Consider the following 13,260-nt stretch of genomic DNA (forward strand, 5'->3'; position numbering starts at 1 on the left):
GATAGCCCACTTTAAGACGAGCTGCGAAGCCGCCGGGGGAGTAATCGAGGCGGGAGGTACCTGCGCCGAAGAAGGGGCCACCGAGATGGTGGCGGAAACAAAAGAGAAGGCGGCCCCCCTCCCGGAAAAGATTTAACGTCCCTTAGGACGGCCCGGCAGAATACACAGAAAAAGCCCCACCAGGGCGCCCGCCAGGCTTCCAATCATAATGAGCACCGCCTGTTGTTCTTCCTGGGATCTGCCGGTGATGATTTTGGAAATGGCGTTCCCCAGTGAACTCTGTACTTGAGTATACTGGTAGTACCCAAAGATGGCCCCTGCAATGCCCGCAATGAGGAGAACCACGCCTACGATCCTTTTCATCTCTTGTGTTACTCCTTTTCGCTTTCTAGCCTGTCTTTTTCTCTCAGAAAAAAGCCCCAAATTTAATCAGGAAGCTCTTCTCGTACCAGTATATTCGTAAATCCATAATCGGCAAGCCGTTTTTTGGTATCCTCTAGCTGATGCGGAGGAATTCGGGGAATCACGATTCGATACAGGCCCTGATATTCTTCGTAGGCCACCGAAAAACCCTTGTTCTTTAAGTCGTTATACAGGGAAAGGGCGTTTTTCATCATCCTGAAGGAAGCAATTTGGATACGATAGGTTGAAGTAATGCCAGCGTTTCTATTTGAGGAAGAAGAGAGCCCACTGCTACTTGGAAGAGTCTGTACCGTGCCGCCACTGCCTTTTTCAGATATCGCTGTTCCGGGATTTTCTGTTTCAGGGCTGCGGTTTGACAGGCCTTTCTCTTGAGGAATGGCAGCTCCCAGGAGCTGACTGGCCTCTCCCGTTGCTATGACTTCAATAAAAACTTCTGTTATTCCCTGATGAATCATGTCTAAAGCTGATGCGGCGGCCCGGGAAAGATCGATAATGCGGTTTTCTACGAAGGGGCCCCGATCATTTACCCGGACAACTACGGACTTCCCATTGCCCAGATTGGTCACCTTAAGGTGGGTTCCAAAGGGAAGGCTCCGATGGGCCGCCGTAAAAAGATTGCTTCGGAAAATTTCTCCCGAGGCCGTCGGTTTCCCTTCAAATTCAGCCCCATACCAGGAGGCAAACCCCCGTTGAGAAAATGTTGCTGTTTCAGACCGTTGCTGGGCTTCAAGAGACGGTCCCTCCTGGCCCGGTATCCCTATTCCAAGAATGACCACCACGAGGAGAACCCTGGGAATGTCGTATATCCGGATTTTCATGTTTTGATTATCGGTTTTGGATCATAAAAATAGAGGTTCCCTGGCGCCTACCGGCGTTAGTTTTTAAGGGACCCTGGAGGTACGATTATCCAGGATGGAAGGAAAAGGTTAGTCTATCCATCGTACCTGGTCGGGAGCCCATTCTTTAATAAAAATTCGAGTAAAACGGCCTGAGTGGGATACACCGGGATTTTCAGGAAAATAGGTTTTTCTGAAAAACCATACCACATCTGCCATGTCTGCGATGGAATCGCAGGGGGCATAGCGGAACCAAATTGTTTTTTCGTTTAAAATTTGAACAACCTCAGGGTTTTCTACCAGCGAGGGATCCGTAAGACGGCGGATTTCCGAGCGAAGGCCCCCATAGCGGGCATTCCCAACCGTAAGAAGACGCAGATGGTTGTGATCATCCATCCAATAAATTTCGTAGATTCCCCCCACCGCAGGCACCGAACGGGCAATGGTATGCCGGTCTGCCTTTTGTAATTTTGACCAGCATACGGTAAAAAAGCCATCTTTTCCCTGGTGCTGGCAGGTAATGCCCACATTCATAGCTCTATGGTACCATAGCTTTGTGTCTTTTTCTATACAGAGAAAATAGTCAAATTGTATGAATAAGTATACAATTTTTTCCTTCCTCCCATATGCGAATTGTAAAGATTGTTATAATTCTTTATCTGAATGATACATAGAGAAATTATTTATTTATCGTATTAGATGGCACGGATTTTGCTTATGTATTAGTGGAATATAATTCCGGAGGTTATCATGGCAAGGAGAGGGAAAAAAGAAAGCAACGATGATGTGCTCAAGACCTATTTTGATGAAATCCGTGCCACCCCTTTGCTTTCGTTTGAAGAAGAACTGGAATTATCTCGCCGGATTATGCAGGGCGACGAGGAGGCCCGTCAAAAATTAATCAAGGCTAATCTGCGACTGGTGGTTAAGATTGCCCGGAGCTTTGCCTCTTCTGATATTCCCCTTATGGATTTGATTCAGGAAGGAAATCTGGGCCTGATCCGGGCGGCTCAAAAATATGATTTCAAGAAAAATGTTCGGTTTTCGACCTACGCCAGTTGGTGGATTAAACAAGCCATTAGCCGGGCCCTGGTGAATAAACGCCGTTCTATCCGGCTCCCGCATCGGAAAGAAGAGGCCCTGAAAAAAATACAGCGGGCCTATAATGCCCTTTCCCAGGAGTTGATGCGCGAGCCTACGGCGGAGGAACTTGCCCGGGAAGTGCACATGGCACCAGAAGAGGTGGACCAGATTCTCTCCCTTTCTAATACCATGGTATCCCTTGATGCGGAAACCGGAAAGGATGATACGACGAGTCTTCTTGAACTGTATGAAGACCGGACGTATTGCCCCGATGTGGAATTCCTGCGGAATTCGGTACGGGAAGATACCCTCCGTTTCCTCGAAAAGCTTATGGAACGGGAACGGAAAATCCTTATGTACCGCTTTGAATTCTTTGGGGGCGAAAAGTATACCCTTAAGCAGATTGGGGATGAAATGGGACTTTCCCCCGAAACGGTCCGGCAAATTGAACTGCGGGCCCTTAAGAAATTTAAGGAAAATGCGGCAGAACTAAAAGAGTATATGCAGTTTAGTTATTGTTAAAATCGGTGAATCTCGATACCATACAAGGGTGAACCCTTCAAAGCCACCAAAAAACAATGGGAAAGGGGCCCCTAAAAAGGGAACCCCTGAATCAACGGTATCGAAAAAAAAGAAACCTGGAAGGGCTACCAGAAAGCGTTCCCCCACGTGGGAAGATAGGCTCCGGGTCACCCTTATCACTGCCCTCTGTATTGGCGTGGCGGTCATAGGAACGACCGTAATATTGATAGGAAGGGCCCTTTCCAATGTGCCTGTGGAACAGGATGTCCCCGGCGGATCTGGTGTCTCTGTGCCACCGCCGGCCTCTCCAGAAGGAGCGCCATCGGAGGGGTCCGATCCTCTTTCTTCCCTGGAACCGCAGGGCCCCCTTTCTCCGGAAGGTTCCTATGGGCCTGCAGAAAAACCTGGGACCCCTGGCGGGGCCGCCAGTCCTGAAAAGCCAGGATACGTCGAGGGCGAGAATTCTGTCACGGGAATACAAAGAAGGGGCGCTCCCATAGAGGCCTCCCCTTCTTCAAGGGCCTCTAGAATACCGGAAAATTCGGTGGAACGGATCCCTTCCTCTTCTGCAGTGTCCCGCCCGGCGGGGGGCGTCATAGAACGACCCCCTACACCCCAACCAAAAACAAAGGGTACCATTGCCATCATCCTGGACGATGCGGGTAATAACCTGCATGAGGTAACCCCTTTCTTACGGCTTCCCTTCCCCCTCACTATTGCGGTGCTTCCGGGACTTCCCTATTCGGCGGAAGTGGCGCGACGGATTCGGGCCGCGGGAAAGGAGGTGATTTTGCACCAGCCGATGGAAGCAGTAGGGGGGCAGAATCCAGGACCGGGCGCCATTTACAGTACTATGAGCGAAGAAGAGATCCGGCGGGTGCTAGAGAAAAACCTGACAGAGGTAGGCCCGGTGGTAGGGATAAATAACCATCAGGGATCACGGATTACCTCGGATCCCCGGATCATGAAAATAGTACTGGCTTTTTGTAAGGAACATGGATTATATTATATAGACTCACGCACTACCGCTGATACGGTAGTGCCGCTGGTGGCAAAAGAAATTCGATTACCTATAGGAGAACGGGACGTGTTCATCGATAATGTACAGGAAAAAGAAACGATGATTCGGTTTATTCGGGATGGCGTCCAGAAAGCAGAAAAGAAGGGGGCCGCGGTTATGATTGGACACGTCTGGTCTTCTGAACTGGCGGCAACGCTGGAAGAACTCTACCCTGAATTGATAGCCCAGGGCTTTACATTGAGTACGGTTTCTCGCATCGTGATGGGAAATTTTGAAGATGAAGGTTTTGGGGATTGAATCAAGTTGTGACGAATGTGCAGCGGCGGTGGTGGAAGATGGAAAACACATTCTCTCTAATGTGGTAGTCACCCAGATTCCCCATCACGCCCCCTATAATGGGGTGGTACCCGAACTGGCAAGCCGGATGCATACCGAATGGATCTACGAGGTGGTCGAACGGGCTCTTACAGAAGCCCATTGCCAGGTATCTGAAATCGATGGGGTGGCGGTTACGGCCCATCCAGGACTGTTAGGTTCCCTCCTTGTGGGGGTGAGTTTCGCTAAAGCCTTTGCCTATGCCCGGAATCTTCCCTTTGTGGCGGTCAATCATATGCTTGCCCACCTCTATGCCCCCCTCATGACGGAAGAGGTAACCTACCCTTTTTTGGGGCTCCTCGTGTCGGGGGGGCACAGTATTCTTTGTAAGGTAGAAGATTTTGATACCATCGAGGTGTTGGGGACTACCATCGATGATGCGGTGGGCGAGGCCTTCGATAAGGTGGCGAAGTATTATGGTTTTGGCTATCCGGGGGGCGTCTATATTGATCGACTTGCTCAAAAGGGCGATAGCGAGGCCTTTCGGTTCCCCCTTCCCAACCTCTACAAAGGGGAACATCGGTACGATGTTTCCTATTCGGGCCTTAAAACGGCGGTAATTAATCAGATCGATCAATTTAGAGTAAAAGAGGTTCCCCGGGACCCTGTAACGGGGAATTATCGGAGCGAAGATGTGGCCGCCTCGTTCCAGAAGGCGGCCATCGAAATTCTGCTGCGGGCCCTGTTTCGGGCGGTGGAAGATACGGGCCTGAGGACGGTGGTTATCGGGGGAGGGGTGGCGGCTAACTCGTACCTTCGACAGCGCCTTGCCGCAGAAAAGGATCTGCGTTGTCTGTTCCCGCCCCTTTCTCTTTGTGGGGATAACGGGGCCATGGTGGCAGGTATCGGTTTTCGGTACCTTGCCCGGGGCGATCGGAGCCCCTGGACCACTACGGCCGCAGCCCGGGTGCGGGCCTTTAAACGACGCTATCCCTAGGCGGATTGGCTACATGATAAGAGGGCGGCGGTAGGCCGCCGGTATACCCTGAGATCTGATTATGAGAGGGGCTCCCACTATGCGGGGAATAGTATTGTCAGGGCCTTTACATTATTTTGATAATCGGCTATAGTAAAGCCCAATTTGTGTGGTAGGTTAGACGAAGGAAGGTTGTTATGTCACGGACATGCGATATCTGCGGAAAACATACGGTGACGGGAAATAAGGTCAGTCACGCCAATAATCATACCCGTCGGACCTGGAGACCCAACCTGGTAAAAGTTAAGACCGAGATTGGGGGTACCACGGCGACCCTTAAGATTTGTACCCGCTGTCTGAAAAGCGATTTTATTACCAAGAAGGTGTAAGCAGTCGCGGGAGGGGCGCTTGTAGCTGCTTCTCGCCGGGGAAAAGGGTGATTTCCCTTTTTTAGGGAATTGGAGGAGGAAAGCTCCTGGTGAACACCAGGGGTTTTTTTATTTTCCCCTATCGCTGAGTAAAAGGCCGATCTTTAAAAGCCCCCAGGTCCAGAAATCCGGGGCCTTAATGGGCAGGTCTCGGAACAGGGCTTTGGGATGCTTCCCCTATAACGAATGGTGTCCCCTCTACGAATGAGGATTGCCCTTAAAATTGCCCACCTCCACCGAATGAATCCCCTTACACATCCAGGGTAAGGCCATCGTAGGCCGGTGTAAGGGTTTCAGGGAAACCCACGGCTCCTGCGAGAAGTCCCTTTCTTTTTTCACTAAAAAACTCTCTGATTTCTTCGTGACTGTGTTCATGACACAGATGGGTGATGTATGCCCTTCGCGGTTTGATGGTTGCAATAAGTTCCAAAGCCTGGTCAAAGGTAAAATGGGTTGGATGGGGACGCTGGCGAAGGGCCCCAATGACAAGGCAATCGGTTCCGGTGCATTGTTCCAGGGTTTGGGGCGGAATACGACTCGCATCGGTAATGTAGGTAAGGCTCCTGGTATTTTCCTGTACTTGCCATCCTAAGATGGGGAGTTCCCCATGAAAGAGGGGTAGAGGAATAATAGTAAACGCCCCTAGCCTGAAGGGCATGGCGGTACATACCTGGGGTGCCACCTTAGGCTTACCCCCTCCTTCTTGGGTGGTTTTAAAAAGGTACCTGAAACGATGACCCAGTTCCTCTATGGTTGACCGGTTGGCATAGAGCGGAAGAGCCCTCTCTTTCGTAAAAGGCCGAATATCATCGAGGCCGTGAAGATGGTCCGCATGGGCATGGGTAAGGAGAATTGCATCAAGCTGAGTGATGTGGGCCCGGATCGCCTGCAACCGGAATTCCGGTCCCACATCAATCACCATGTGGGTCGATTGATGTGCACCGGCTTCGGTACTTTCTAGGTAGAGGGATGACCGATACCGGTTGTCGCGGGGATCCACGGAGGTGCAGACAGGGCACTCGCATCCTATCACGGGTATTCCATGGGAGGTCCCCGTACCAAGAAACACAACACGCATAGGATGGTTGTACTGGACCTGGTTCGTTTGGTCAATCTCGAATAAGCCCTTGCCTAAGAAGTAGTCCTGTTCTATGCTAGCCCTATGGCGGATCCAGAATTGGTAAAAGTTTTAGATTATATTCTTAACCGGTGTGATGCCCGGTCTATCGAGGTGGTGGCAGCGGCGGTAGTGCGCCGCAAGCGGGACCTTGCCATGTTTGGGGAGCAAAAGATCCCCGATCCTCAGAGCTGGGCAAAAGCGGTGGCATCTCAGATTAACCTGCAGGGGAGCCTGGATAGCATCCGGGCCACGGTTCGGAACATGGTGGTGGAGATGCTTCGCCGGGAGGCGCCGGAGCTTACGGATGCACAAATAGAAGAACTTCTTGAGGCCTGGGGTGTGCCTTCCCCGGGGACCGGCGGTACAGAAAGGGCGGAGCAAGACTGGGAAGCAGAAGACGAAGAGCAGGAAGAAGCGCTTGAACCGGTATCAGCCTCCCGCCGTCGAAATCAACAGAGAAAGGGCAAAGCCTCTGGGGAACTTCCCCGGGACCTGTTGCTTTCCATGATTAGCCAGTTTCTAGACTATTCCCAGGGAAGGATGGATGGGGCCACCGACCAGGCCCTTCGGAGCGAACTGGGGGATTGGCCCAAACGATACTGGAAGGCCTTTCCGCCGGTGATTCAGGCCCTTATCCGGGATTACCTGCAGGGGGAACTCTCAGAAGGGGAATTCCAGCGCAGTCTCATGGCCGCCGTATAGCAGGGCCCTTCGGAAAGGAAGGGGTAAAACTACCCCGTAAGGGGGCCGACCCCTGGAATAGCTACCTTCTAGGAAGGGGCAAAAACTAAAAACACCCGCTAAGGTGGGGGCACTGTTCCCCCGATACCGTGCCCCTGAGAGAAGGCCGAACAATGGGACGCCGTTCCCTCCCATGCCTTACCCTTGAAGATAAGCCAAACGATGGAGTGTCACTCACCGGACGGCTTCCCCCTCCTGAGGGAAAGCACCCGAGGGGGCGCCAGGAGGCGTTTTTTTATCAGCCATTTGGGAAAAGGAAAGATTTCTTCAGGTGTTGAGGGACCGGATTCGCTCGATTTCATCCCGGATTACCGCGGCCTGCTCGAATTCCAGGCGCTTGGCGTGTTCGAGCATCTGTTCTTCCAGGACTTTTATCAACGCCTTTCGCTGAGCAGGGATAAGCAGGTTGTGGGATTTTTTGAGTACCTCCAGGCTTGTCTGGACCGCAGCCTTTTCTTCTTCTTGATGCCGGATAAGAATGTCCTGGACGGCCTTTTTAATGGTGGTGGGAGTAATGCCATGGGCCTGGTTGTAGGCCATCTGAATTTCCCGACGCCGCCTGGTTTCGGCAATGGCCTCCTTCATGGCGTCGCTCATGCGGTCCGCATACATGACCACCTTACCCGCGGCGTTCCGGGCGGCCCGGCCGATGATCTGGATAAGGCTTGTGACGGAGCGCAGAAAGCCGATCTTATCGGCATCTAGAATTGCGATAAACGAAACTTCCGGGAGGTCGATACCTTCCCGTAACAGGTTGATTCCCACAAGGACATCAAAATCTCCCTGACGGAGTTGGGTAAGAATCTCTACCCGTTCGATGGTTTCTACCTCGCTGTGAATATAACGGACCCTCAGCCCTAGCCCTAACAGGTAATCTGTCAGGTCCTCGGCCATTTTTTTGGTAAGTGTCAGGACAAGGGAGCGCTCACCCTGGGCAATGCGTTTTCGAATTTCTCCATAAATATCTTCCATCTGTCCTTCCGTGGGACGTACCTCTACTTCGGGATCCAGAAGCCCCGTGGGGCGGATAATCTGTTCCACCACCTGGCTGGAAAGCTTTAATTCTTCGGGCCCCGGGGTGGCGGAAACGAAGATGGTCTTATCAAGCCGCTCCATGAATTCATCATACCGGAGGGGCCGGTTATCTAAAGCTGACGGCAGGCGAAAGCCGTAATCCACCAGACTTTGCTTTCGGGAACGGTCCCCCGCATACATGGCCCCGATTTGCGGAAGGGTTACGTGGCTTTCATCGATAAAGGTAAGATGCTGTCGGGGAAAGTAGTCGATGAGGGTATCCGGTGGCTCGCCGGCGGCGCGCCCCGCCAGGGGGGCAGAGTAGTTTTCAATTCCCGGACAGTAACCCATCTCGGAGAGCATTTCCAGGTCGTACTCTACCCGGGTCTTGATTCGCTCTGCCTCGAGCATTTTGCCTTCCCGTTGAAAGTAGGCGTACCGTTCAGCCAGTTCCTCCCGGATTCGATCCAGCGCCCGGTCGATCATCTCCTGGGGAAGTACGAACTGTTTAGCCGGATAGATCAGGGCCCGATCGAGTTCTTCCAGGACCTCTCCCGAGATGGGGTCAAAGCGGCGGATCCGGACCACCTCATCCCAATCAAACTCGATGCGATAGGCCTCTTCCAGATAGGCGGGGTATATTTCAATGGTGTCCCCCCGACGTCGGAACCGACCCCGGTCAAGCACCGCATCGTTCCGTTCATACTGGAGTTCCACGAAGCGTTTCATCAGGTTCGCCGGATCGAGCCGTTCACCCCGGCTGACGGTGGCGGTCATTTTCTTGTACACCTCCGGTGTCGCAAGGCCGTAAATACAGGAGACGGTGGCCACGATGATGACATCGTTCCGTTCCATTAGACTCCGGGTCGCCGAGAGGCGCATCCGTTCAATCTCATCGTTTATAGAAGCATCTTTTTCGATGTAGAGATCCCGGCTCGCCACATAGGCTTCGGGCTGGTAGTAATCGTAATACGAAACAAAGTATTCCACCGCATTGTGGGGGAAAAAGCTTTTAAATTCCCGATACAGTTGGGCCGCCAGGGTCTTGTTGTGGCTGATCACCAGGGTGGGCATCTGGACGGCCTCGATGATCTTAGCCATCGTAAAGGTTTTCCCCGATCCCGTAACCCCCTTAAGGGTTTGGAATGGCCTTCCCTCCCGAATACCCCGGGCAAGGGCTTCGATGGCCTTTCCCTGATCGCCGGCGGGCCCGTAAGGGGCAACAACCTGAAATGGACGCATAGGTCCAGTATGGGCTTCCCGAGCGGTTTTGGCAAGACATAGTGGGACGAAGAATGGGGGCCCCTCTTTTTTTATTTCCTCTAAGGGAAAAATCTCCCCCGCGGTCCCCTTGTATGGTGTAACTGTCCCATGGTATGACAGACCTATGAATGCACATCTTGGTGAGCTTGCTGGTCTTGCAACGAGTGTTTGCTGGACCATTACGGCCCTGGCCTTTGAACGGGCGGCCAAACGAATTGGGTCCCTGGCCTTAAACATCCTGCGACTGGTGGTAGCCCTGTTCCTCTTTATGGTGTTTCGTCTGGTTGTGGCAGGGGAAGCCTTGCCTCTGCATGCCCCGCAATCAGTATGGTTTTGGCTTTCTTTGTCGGGACTTGTGGGGTTTACCTTTGGGGATATTTTTTTGTTCCAGTCTTACATTGATATCGGGGCCCGGACTGCCCAGATTGTGTTTATTTCCTATCCTTTAATAACCGCCCTGTTAAGTTTTTTTATTCTCCGGGAGTCCATTTCTCTCCGGGGCCTTGTGGGAATGGTCCTCGTTATAGGGGCCATCCTGTGGGTGGTGCTTGAAAAAAAACGCCTTGCGGAAAAAGAACTGGTGCTGCAGGGGCCTGGCGATGTACACCCCGCTACGACGCAGAACTCAGAGGATTCCTCTGGGATAACCGAACCCCCTCATCAATCTAAGAAAGGGGGCCTGAGGATCCGGGGCTTTGTGTGTGCCTTTCTCGCGGCCCTGGGGCAGGCGGGGGGCCTTATCCTTTCTAAGATTGGGGCCCCTTCCTTTGACCCCTTTGCGGCAACCCAGATACGGGTGATAGCGGGACTGGCGGGCTTTCTTTTGGTAGCCCTTATGGGAAGGCAGGTGAAGGCAGTGGTGGTCGCAACCAGGAATCGGGCGGCCCTGCTTGCCCTTTCGATAGGTGCTTTTTTTGGCCCCTTCCTGGGGGTTAGTTTGGGCCTTGTGGCGGTGCAGCATACTGCCACCGGGGTGGCCGCAACCCTCATGGGACTGACGCCGATCTTGATTATTTTCCCTTCGGTGCTCATAAATAAAGAAAAAATTCATGTAGTAGAAGTGCTGGGGGCTGCCCTCGCGGTGGCCGGGTCGGTGCTTATCTTCCTGAGGTAAGAATTTCTTGAACGAGAGTCCCCTCCGGGGCGTTTTCTGTGAAGCGAGGTGGTTATGAAAAAGATTCCCCTTATTCCCTATCCCAAACAGTGGGTGTTTCATGAAGAACCGCTTGTTGTCGGGGTATTACGTCTGCGGGGAGACCCCTGTTTTTTAGGGGTTTTGCGGGCCCTTCAAGAAGAAATCCGAGTTGCCTTTGGAGAGGCGGTTTTGGCCCCCTTAAGCAGAGAAGAGGAAATCGCCTATGGCCAGCGCCAGGGCCCTGATGCTGTGTCTTTGTTTGGCGGTAATTTCCAGGCTTCCCAGGTACCGGTAGTACCCCTTGAGATACGAAAGGCGGGGACTTCTCTGTCAGAAGGCTATAGGTTGGAAATAAGCCCCGAAAAAATAGTGATTACGGTAAGCGGTTCCGTTGAGCAGAGTCCCTCTGAAGTCAATAGGGAAAAGGAACTCGCCGCCGCGGCCTGCGCCACGGTGATACAGTTATTGCACTTTGGCTGGGATGGCTGGCGTTTTAAAATTCCCTGTGGAGTAATTACCGACGGCCCTTCCCTGGAATGGCGGGGGCTTATGATCGATACTGCCCGGCATTTTGTTCCCCCCTCGGAACTTAAGAAAATCCTGAGCCTTGCCTGGCTCTATAAAATAAACCGCTTCCATTGGCACTTAACCGATGACCAGGGATGGCGCTTAGAACTTGTCCAGTTCCCGGAACTTACCGAAATAGGTTCCCAGAGAAATGGGGGAGATCCCATGAGAAACGGGTTGTATACCCAGGAGGATATCCGGGAGATTGTGGCCTATGCGGCCGATCGGGGTATTACGGTGATACCGGAGATCGATCTCCCCGGTCATGCCCAGGCGTTGCTGGCAAGTCACCCCGAGTTCTCTTGTACCGGTGGGCCCTTTACCGTTCGTACCGAGTGGGGAATCGCTGAGGATGTTCTCTGTATGGGGAACCCCGACGTTCTCCCCTTCGTCAAGCAAATTTGGGATGAGGTGTGCGAGTTGTTTCCGGGGCCCTACGTTCACATTGGGGGTGATGAGTGTCCCACGGACCGATGGGAAGCCTGTCCCCGCTGTAGGAGCAAAAAAGAATCCCTCGGCTTAGAACATTGGGTAGATCTCCATGGCTATTTTATTCGGGAAATTACGGACTATCTTACCCAAAAAGGAAAAACCGTGTTTGGCTGGGATGAGGTGTTAGATTCTACCCTCCCTAATGGCTGCAATGTGGTGCATTGGCGTGCCTGGCTTGATGAGCAGAGTAAACGGGCCCTTGCCCAGGGAAGGGAGCTGGTTATAAGTCCTTCTTTCCCGTATTATTTTGATTTTGTGCAGACCCAGAATAGACGCCAATCCCCGGGAATTGGCTACAGAAGCCCTGCGGCGGCAAGCCTACAGTACGTGTACGAATTCGATCCCTTTAGGTTGCTTATGCCATCGAACCAGGAAGCGGGAGATGCTTCTCCGGCACCTATGACCCTTCGGAAGAGCCCTGGGTTTGATACAGAAGGTGCGGTGGCGCTGGCCGCCGGACGTTTCCGGGGCATCCAGGCCAATGTGTGGACCGAGTTTATCCGGGATCCCCGACGACTTGAGTACATGATGTTCCCCCGGCTCCTTGCCATAGCGGAAACGGGCTGGAATGGGGCTGGCAGAAGCCCCTATGGGGACTTCGTAGAACGCCTTACCGTCGGGCACACTGGCAATGGTCGGGGAATCCTGTCCCAGCGGGCGGTTAATTATTGTCCCCGCTATGAAGGCTCCCCAGAGGGAAGTTAAGCAGGAGCCGGTCCTTAAGAAGTGGGCTGACGTCGTTTTTGTAAGAGAGATCTAATTGCTTTGTGAACCTTATCAAAAAGAACCTCTACGAAGGCGATCATGACTCCGCTAACAAGGGCTATCATGAGGTAATGGGTGATGGGCTCTAACTTATTATCTATAGTATCGCTTATTATTACTATAATGACTGGTGAGAGATAAGTAAGGGCCCTCGAAAAAGGATTTCGCTGCTCCTCCTGAGGAAGATCAAGGGGATCAACTTCTTTAAGACGCTGGGGATCCACCCCGCTTATGAGGGTTTTGTTAATAAGCAGCGCATAGGCCAGGGGTTCTTCTTCGGTTTGCCCGACGAAAAACTGAAGTTCTAAGAATGTGTTCCCTTCCGGGACCCGAAACTGATGAGACAATTTTTGGCTATACCAGGCGGTAAGCCGGATTTTTTCTTTATGAATGAGCCGCCCTTCTTGGTAGAGTTTAAAAATCATGTAACGGAAGGTGCTAATATATTTAAGGGTATACTTTTGACGATCATACATAAATTCAATCGAATCAGGAATCATCGTATTGCCTCTTTAAAAATTAATCTTAGTTGAGAATCACATATATTTTCTTATCATAA

Annotated in this window: 13 protein-coding genes; 7 read left to right on the plus strand and 6 right to left on the minus strand. The window is 52.2% G+C overall.

Annotated features, from left to right (window positions below; all coding sequences use genetic code 11):
- Positions 1 to 132: 132 nt before the first annotated feature.
- The 3 genes from C5O22_RS11320 to C5O22_RS11330 all read right to left on the minus strand — a co-directional run bounded on the left by C5O22_RS11320 (position 133) and on the right by C5O22_RS11330 (position 1,793).
- Complete coding sequence (locus C5O22_RS11320) at positions 133 to 363, minus strand: DUF3185 family protein (RefSeq protein WP_132781891.1); 231 nt, start codon at positions 361 to 363, stop codon at positions 133 to 135.
- Positions 364 to 425: 62 nt separating this feature from the next.
- On the minus strand, positions 426 to 1,241 hold the full coding sequence (locus C5O22_RS11325) for a septal ring lytic transglycosylase RlpA family protein (protein WP_132781893.1): 816 nt from the start codon (positions 1,239 to 1,241) through the stop codon (positions 426 to 428).
- Between the two features lie 108 nt (positions 1,242 to 1,349).
- The gene (locus tag C5O22_RS11330; RefSeq protein ID WP_243692932.1) at positions 1,350 to 1,793 is read right to left on the minus strand and encodes a hypothetical protein; all 444 of its coding nucleotides are present in this window, start codon (positions 1,791 to 1,793) and stop codon (positions 1,350 to 1,352) included.
- Positions 1,794 to 2,009: 216 nt separating this feature from the next.
- Between C5O22_RS11330 and C5O22_RS11335 the strand changes: the two genes are divergently transcribed.
- The 4 genes from C5O22_RS11335 (at position 2,010) to rpmB (ending at position 5,565) form a co-directional block, all read left to right on the plus strand.
- On the plus strand, positions 2,010 to 2,864 hold the full coding sequence (locus C5O22_RS11335) for a sigma-70 family RNA polymerase sigma factor (RefSeq protein ID WP_132781897.1): 855 nt from the start codon (positions 2,010 to 2,012) through the stop codon (positions 2,862 to 2,864).
- Positions 2,865 to 2,892: 28 nt separating this feature from the next.
- The gene (locus tag C5O22_RS11340; RefSeq protein WP_165910511.1) at positions 2,893 to 4,182 is read left to right on the plus strand and encodes a divergent polysaccharide deacetylase family protein; all 1,290 of its coding nucleotides are present in this window, start codon (positions 2,893 to 2,895) and stop codon (positions 4,180 to 4,182) included.
- On the plus strand, positions 4,163 to 5,197 hold the full coding sequence (tsaD, locus tag C5O22_RS11345) for a tRNA (adenosine(37)-N6)-threonylcarbamoyltransferase complex transferase subunit TsaD (RefSeq protein WP_132781901.1): 1,035 nt from the start codon (positions 4,163 to 4,165) through the stop codon (positions 5,195 to 5,197). Before C5O22_RS11340 ends, tsaD begins: the two co-directional genes overlap by 20 nt.
- A gap of 176 nt (positions 5,198 to 5,373) precedes the next feature.
- Complete coding sequence (gene rpmB, locus C5O22_RS11350; protein WP_132781903.1) at positions 5,374 to 5,565, plus strand: 50S ribosomal protein L28; 192 nt, start codon at positions 5,374 to 5,376, stop codon at positions 5,563 to 5,565.
- A 289-nt stretch (positions 5,566 to 5,854) separates the two neighbouring features.
- Here rpmB and C5O22_RS11355 read toward each other — a convergent pair whose 3' ends face one another.
- On the minus strand, positions 5,855 to 6,682 hold the full coding sequence (locus C5O22_RS11355; protein WP_132781905.1) for an MBL fold metallo-hydrolase: 828 nt from the start codon (positions 6,680 to 6,682) through the stop codon (positions 5,855 to 5,857).
- Between the two features lie 84 nt (positions 6,683 to 6,766).
- Here C5O22_RS11355 and C5O22_RS11360 point away from each other — a divergent pair, with 84 nt between their 5' ends.
- The gene (locus C5O22_RS11360; protein WP_132781906.1) at positions 6,767 to 7,426 is read left to right on the plus strand and encodes a hypothetical protein; all 660 of its coding nucleotides are present in this window, start codon (positions 6,767 to 6,769) and stop codon (positions 7,424 to 7,426) included.
- A gap of 306 nt (positions 7,427 to 7,732) precedes the next feature.
- On the opposite strand, the gene uvrB is transcribed toward C5O22_RS11360, so the two are convergent.
- The gene (gene uvrB / locus C5O22_RS11365) at positions 7,733 to 9,721 is read right to left on the minus strand and encodes an excinuclease ABC subunit UvrB (protein WP_132781908.1); all 1,989 of its coding nucleotides are present in this window, start codon (positions 9,719 to 9,721) and stop codon (positions 7,733 to 7,735) included.
- A gap of 145 nt (positions 9,722 to 9,866) precedes the next feature.
- On the opposite strand from uvrB, the gene C5O22_RS11370 reads away from it, so the two are divergent.
- Entirely contained in the window at positions 9,867 to 10,856 is a 990-nt protein-coding gene (locus C5O22_RS11370) for a DMT family transporter (RefSeq protein ID WP_132781910.1), read from the plus strand.
- 54 nt (positions 10,857 to 10,910) lie between these two features.
- Positions 10,911 to 12,641 (plus strand): beta-N-acetylhexosaminidase, encoded by a 1,731-nt coding sequence (locus C5O22_RS11375; RefSeq protein WP_132781912.1) that lies wholly within the window; start codon positions 10,911 to 10,913, stop codon positions 12,639 to 12,641.
- Between the two features lie 14 nt (positions 12,642 to 12,655).
- Here the strand turns inward: C5O22_RS11375 and C5O22_RS11380 are convergent, their stop codons facing one another.
- Positions 12,656 to 13,201, minus strand: coding sequence for a hypothetical protein (locus C5O22_RS11380; RefSeq protein WP_132781914.1), 546 nt, complete (start codon positions 13,199 to 13,201; stop codon positions 12,656 to 12,658).
- Positions 13,202 to 13,260: the final 59 nt, after the last annotated feature.

This window comes from Treponema sp. J25 (assembly GCF_004343725.1).
Taxonomy (GTDB): Bacteria; Spirochaetota; Spirochaetia; order Treponematales; family Breznakiellaceae; genus J25.

Bases quoted from the DNA above. Each gene is read 5' to 3' on its own strand.
- C5O22_RS11320 (WP_132781891.1), bottom strand. From the start codon at position 363: ATGAAAAGGATCGTAGGCGTGGTTCTCCTCATTGCGGGCATTGCAGGG.
- C5O22_RS11325 (WP_132781893.1), bottom strand. From the start codon at position 1,241: ATGAAAATCCGGATATACGACATTCCCAGGGTTCTCCTCGTGGTGGTC.
- C5O22_RS11330 (WP_243692932.1), bottom strand. From the start codon at position 1,793: ATGAATGTGGGCATTACCTGCCAGCACCAGGGAAAAGATGGCTTTTTT.
- C5O22_RS11335 (WP_132781897.1), top strand. From the start codon at position 2,010: ATGGCAAGGAGAGGGAAAAAAGAAAGCAACGATGATGTGCTCAAGACC.
- tsaD (WP_132781901.1), top strand. From the start codon at position 4,163: ATGAAGGTTTTGGGGATTGAATCAAGTTGTGACGAATGTGCAGCGGCG.
- rpmB (WP_132781903.1), top strand. From the start codon at position 5,374: ATGTCACGGACATGCGATATCTGCGGAAAACATACGGTGACGGGAAAT.
- C5O22_RS11355 (WP_132781905.1), bottom strand. From the start codon at position 6,682: ATGCGTGTTGTGTTTCTTGGTACGGGGACCTCCCATGGAATACCCGTG.
- C5O22_RS11360 (WP_132781906.1), top strand. From the start codon at position 6,767: ATGGCGGATCCAGAATTGGTAAAAGTTTTAGATTATATTCTTAACCGG.
- uvrB (WP_132781908.1), bottom strand. From the start codon at position 9,721: ATGCGTCCATTTCAGGTTGTTGCCCCTTACGGGCCCGCCGGCGATCAG.
- C5O22_RS11370 (WP_132781910.1), top strand. From the start codon at position 9,867: ATGAATGCACATCTTGGTGAGCTTGCTGGTCTTGCAACGAGTGTTTGC.
- C5O22_RS11375 (WP_132781912.1), top strand. From the start codon at position 10,911: ATGAAAAAGATTCCCCTTATTCCCTATCCCAAACAGTGGGTGTTTCAT.
- C5O22_RS11380 (WP_132781914.1), bottom strand. From the start codon at position 13,201: ATGATTCCTGATTCGATTGAATTTATGTATGATCGTCAAAAGTATACC.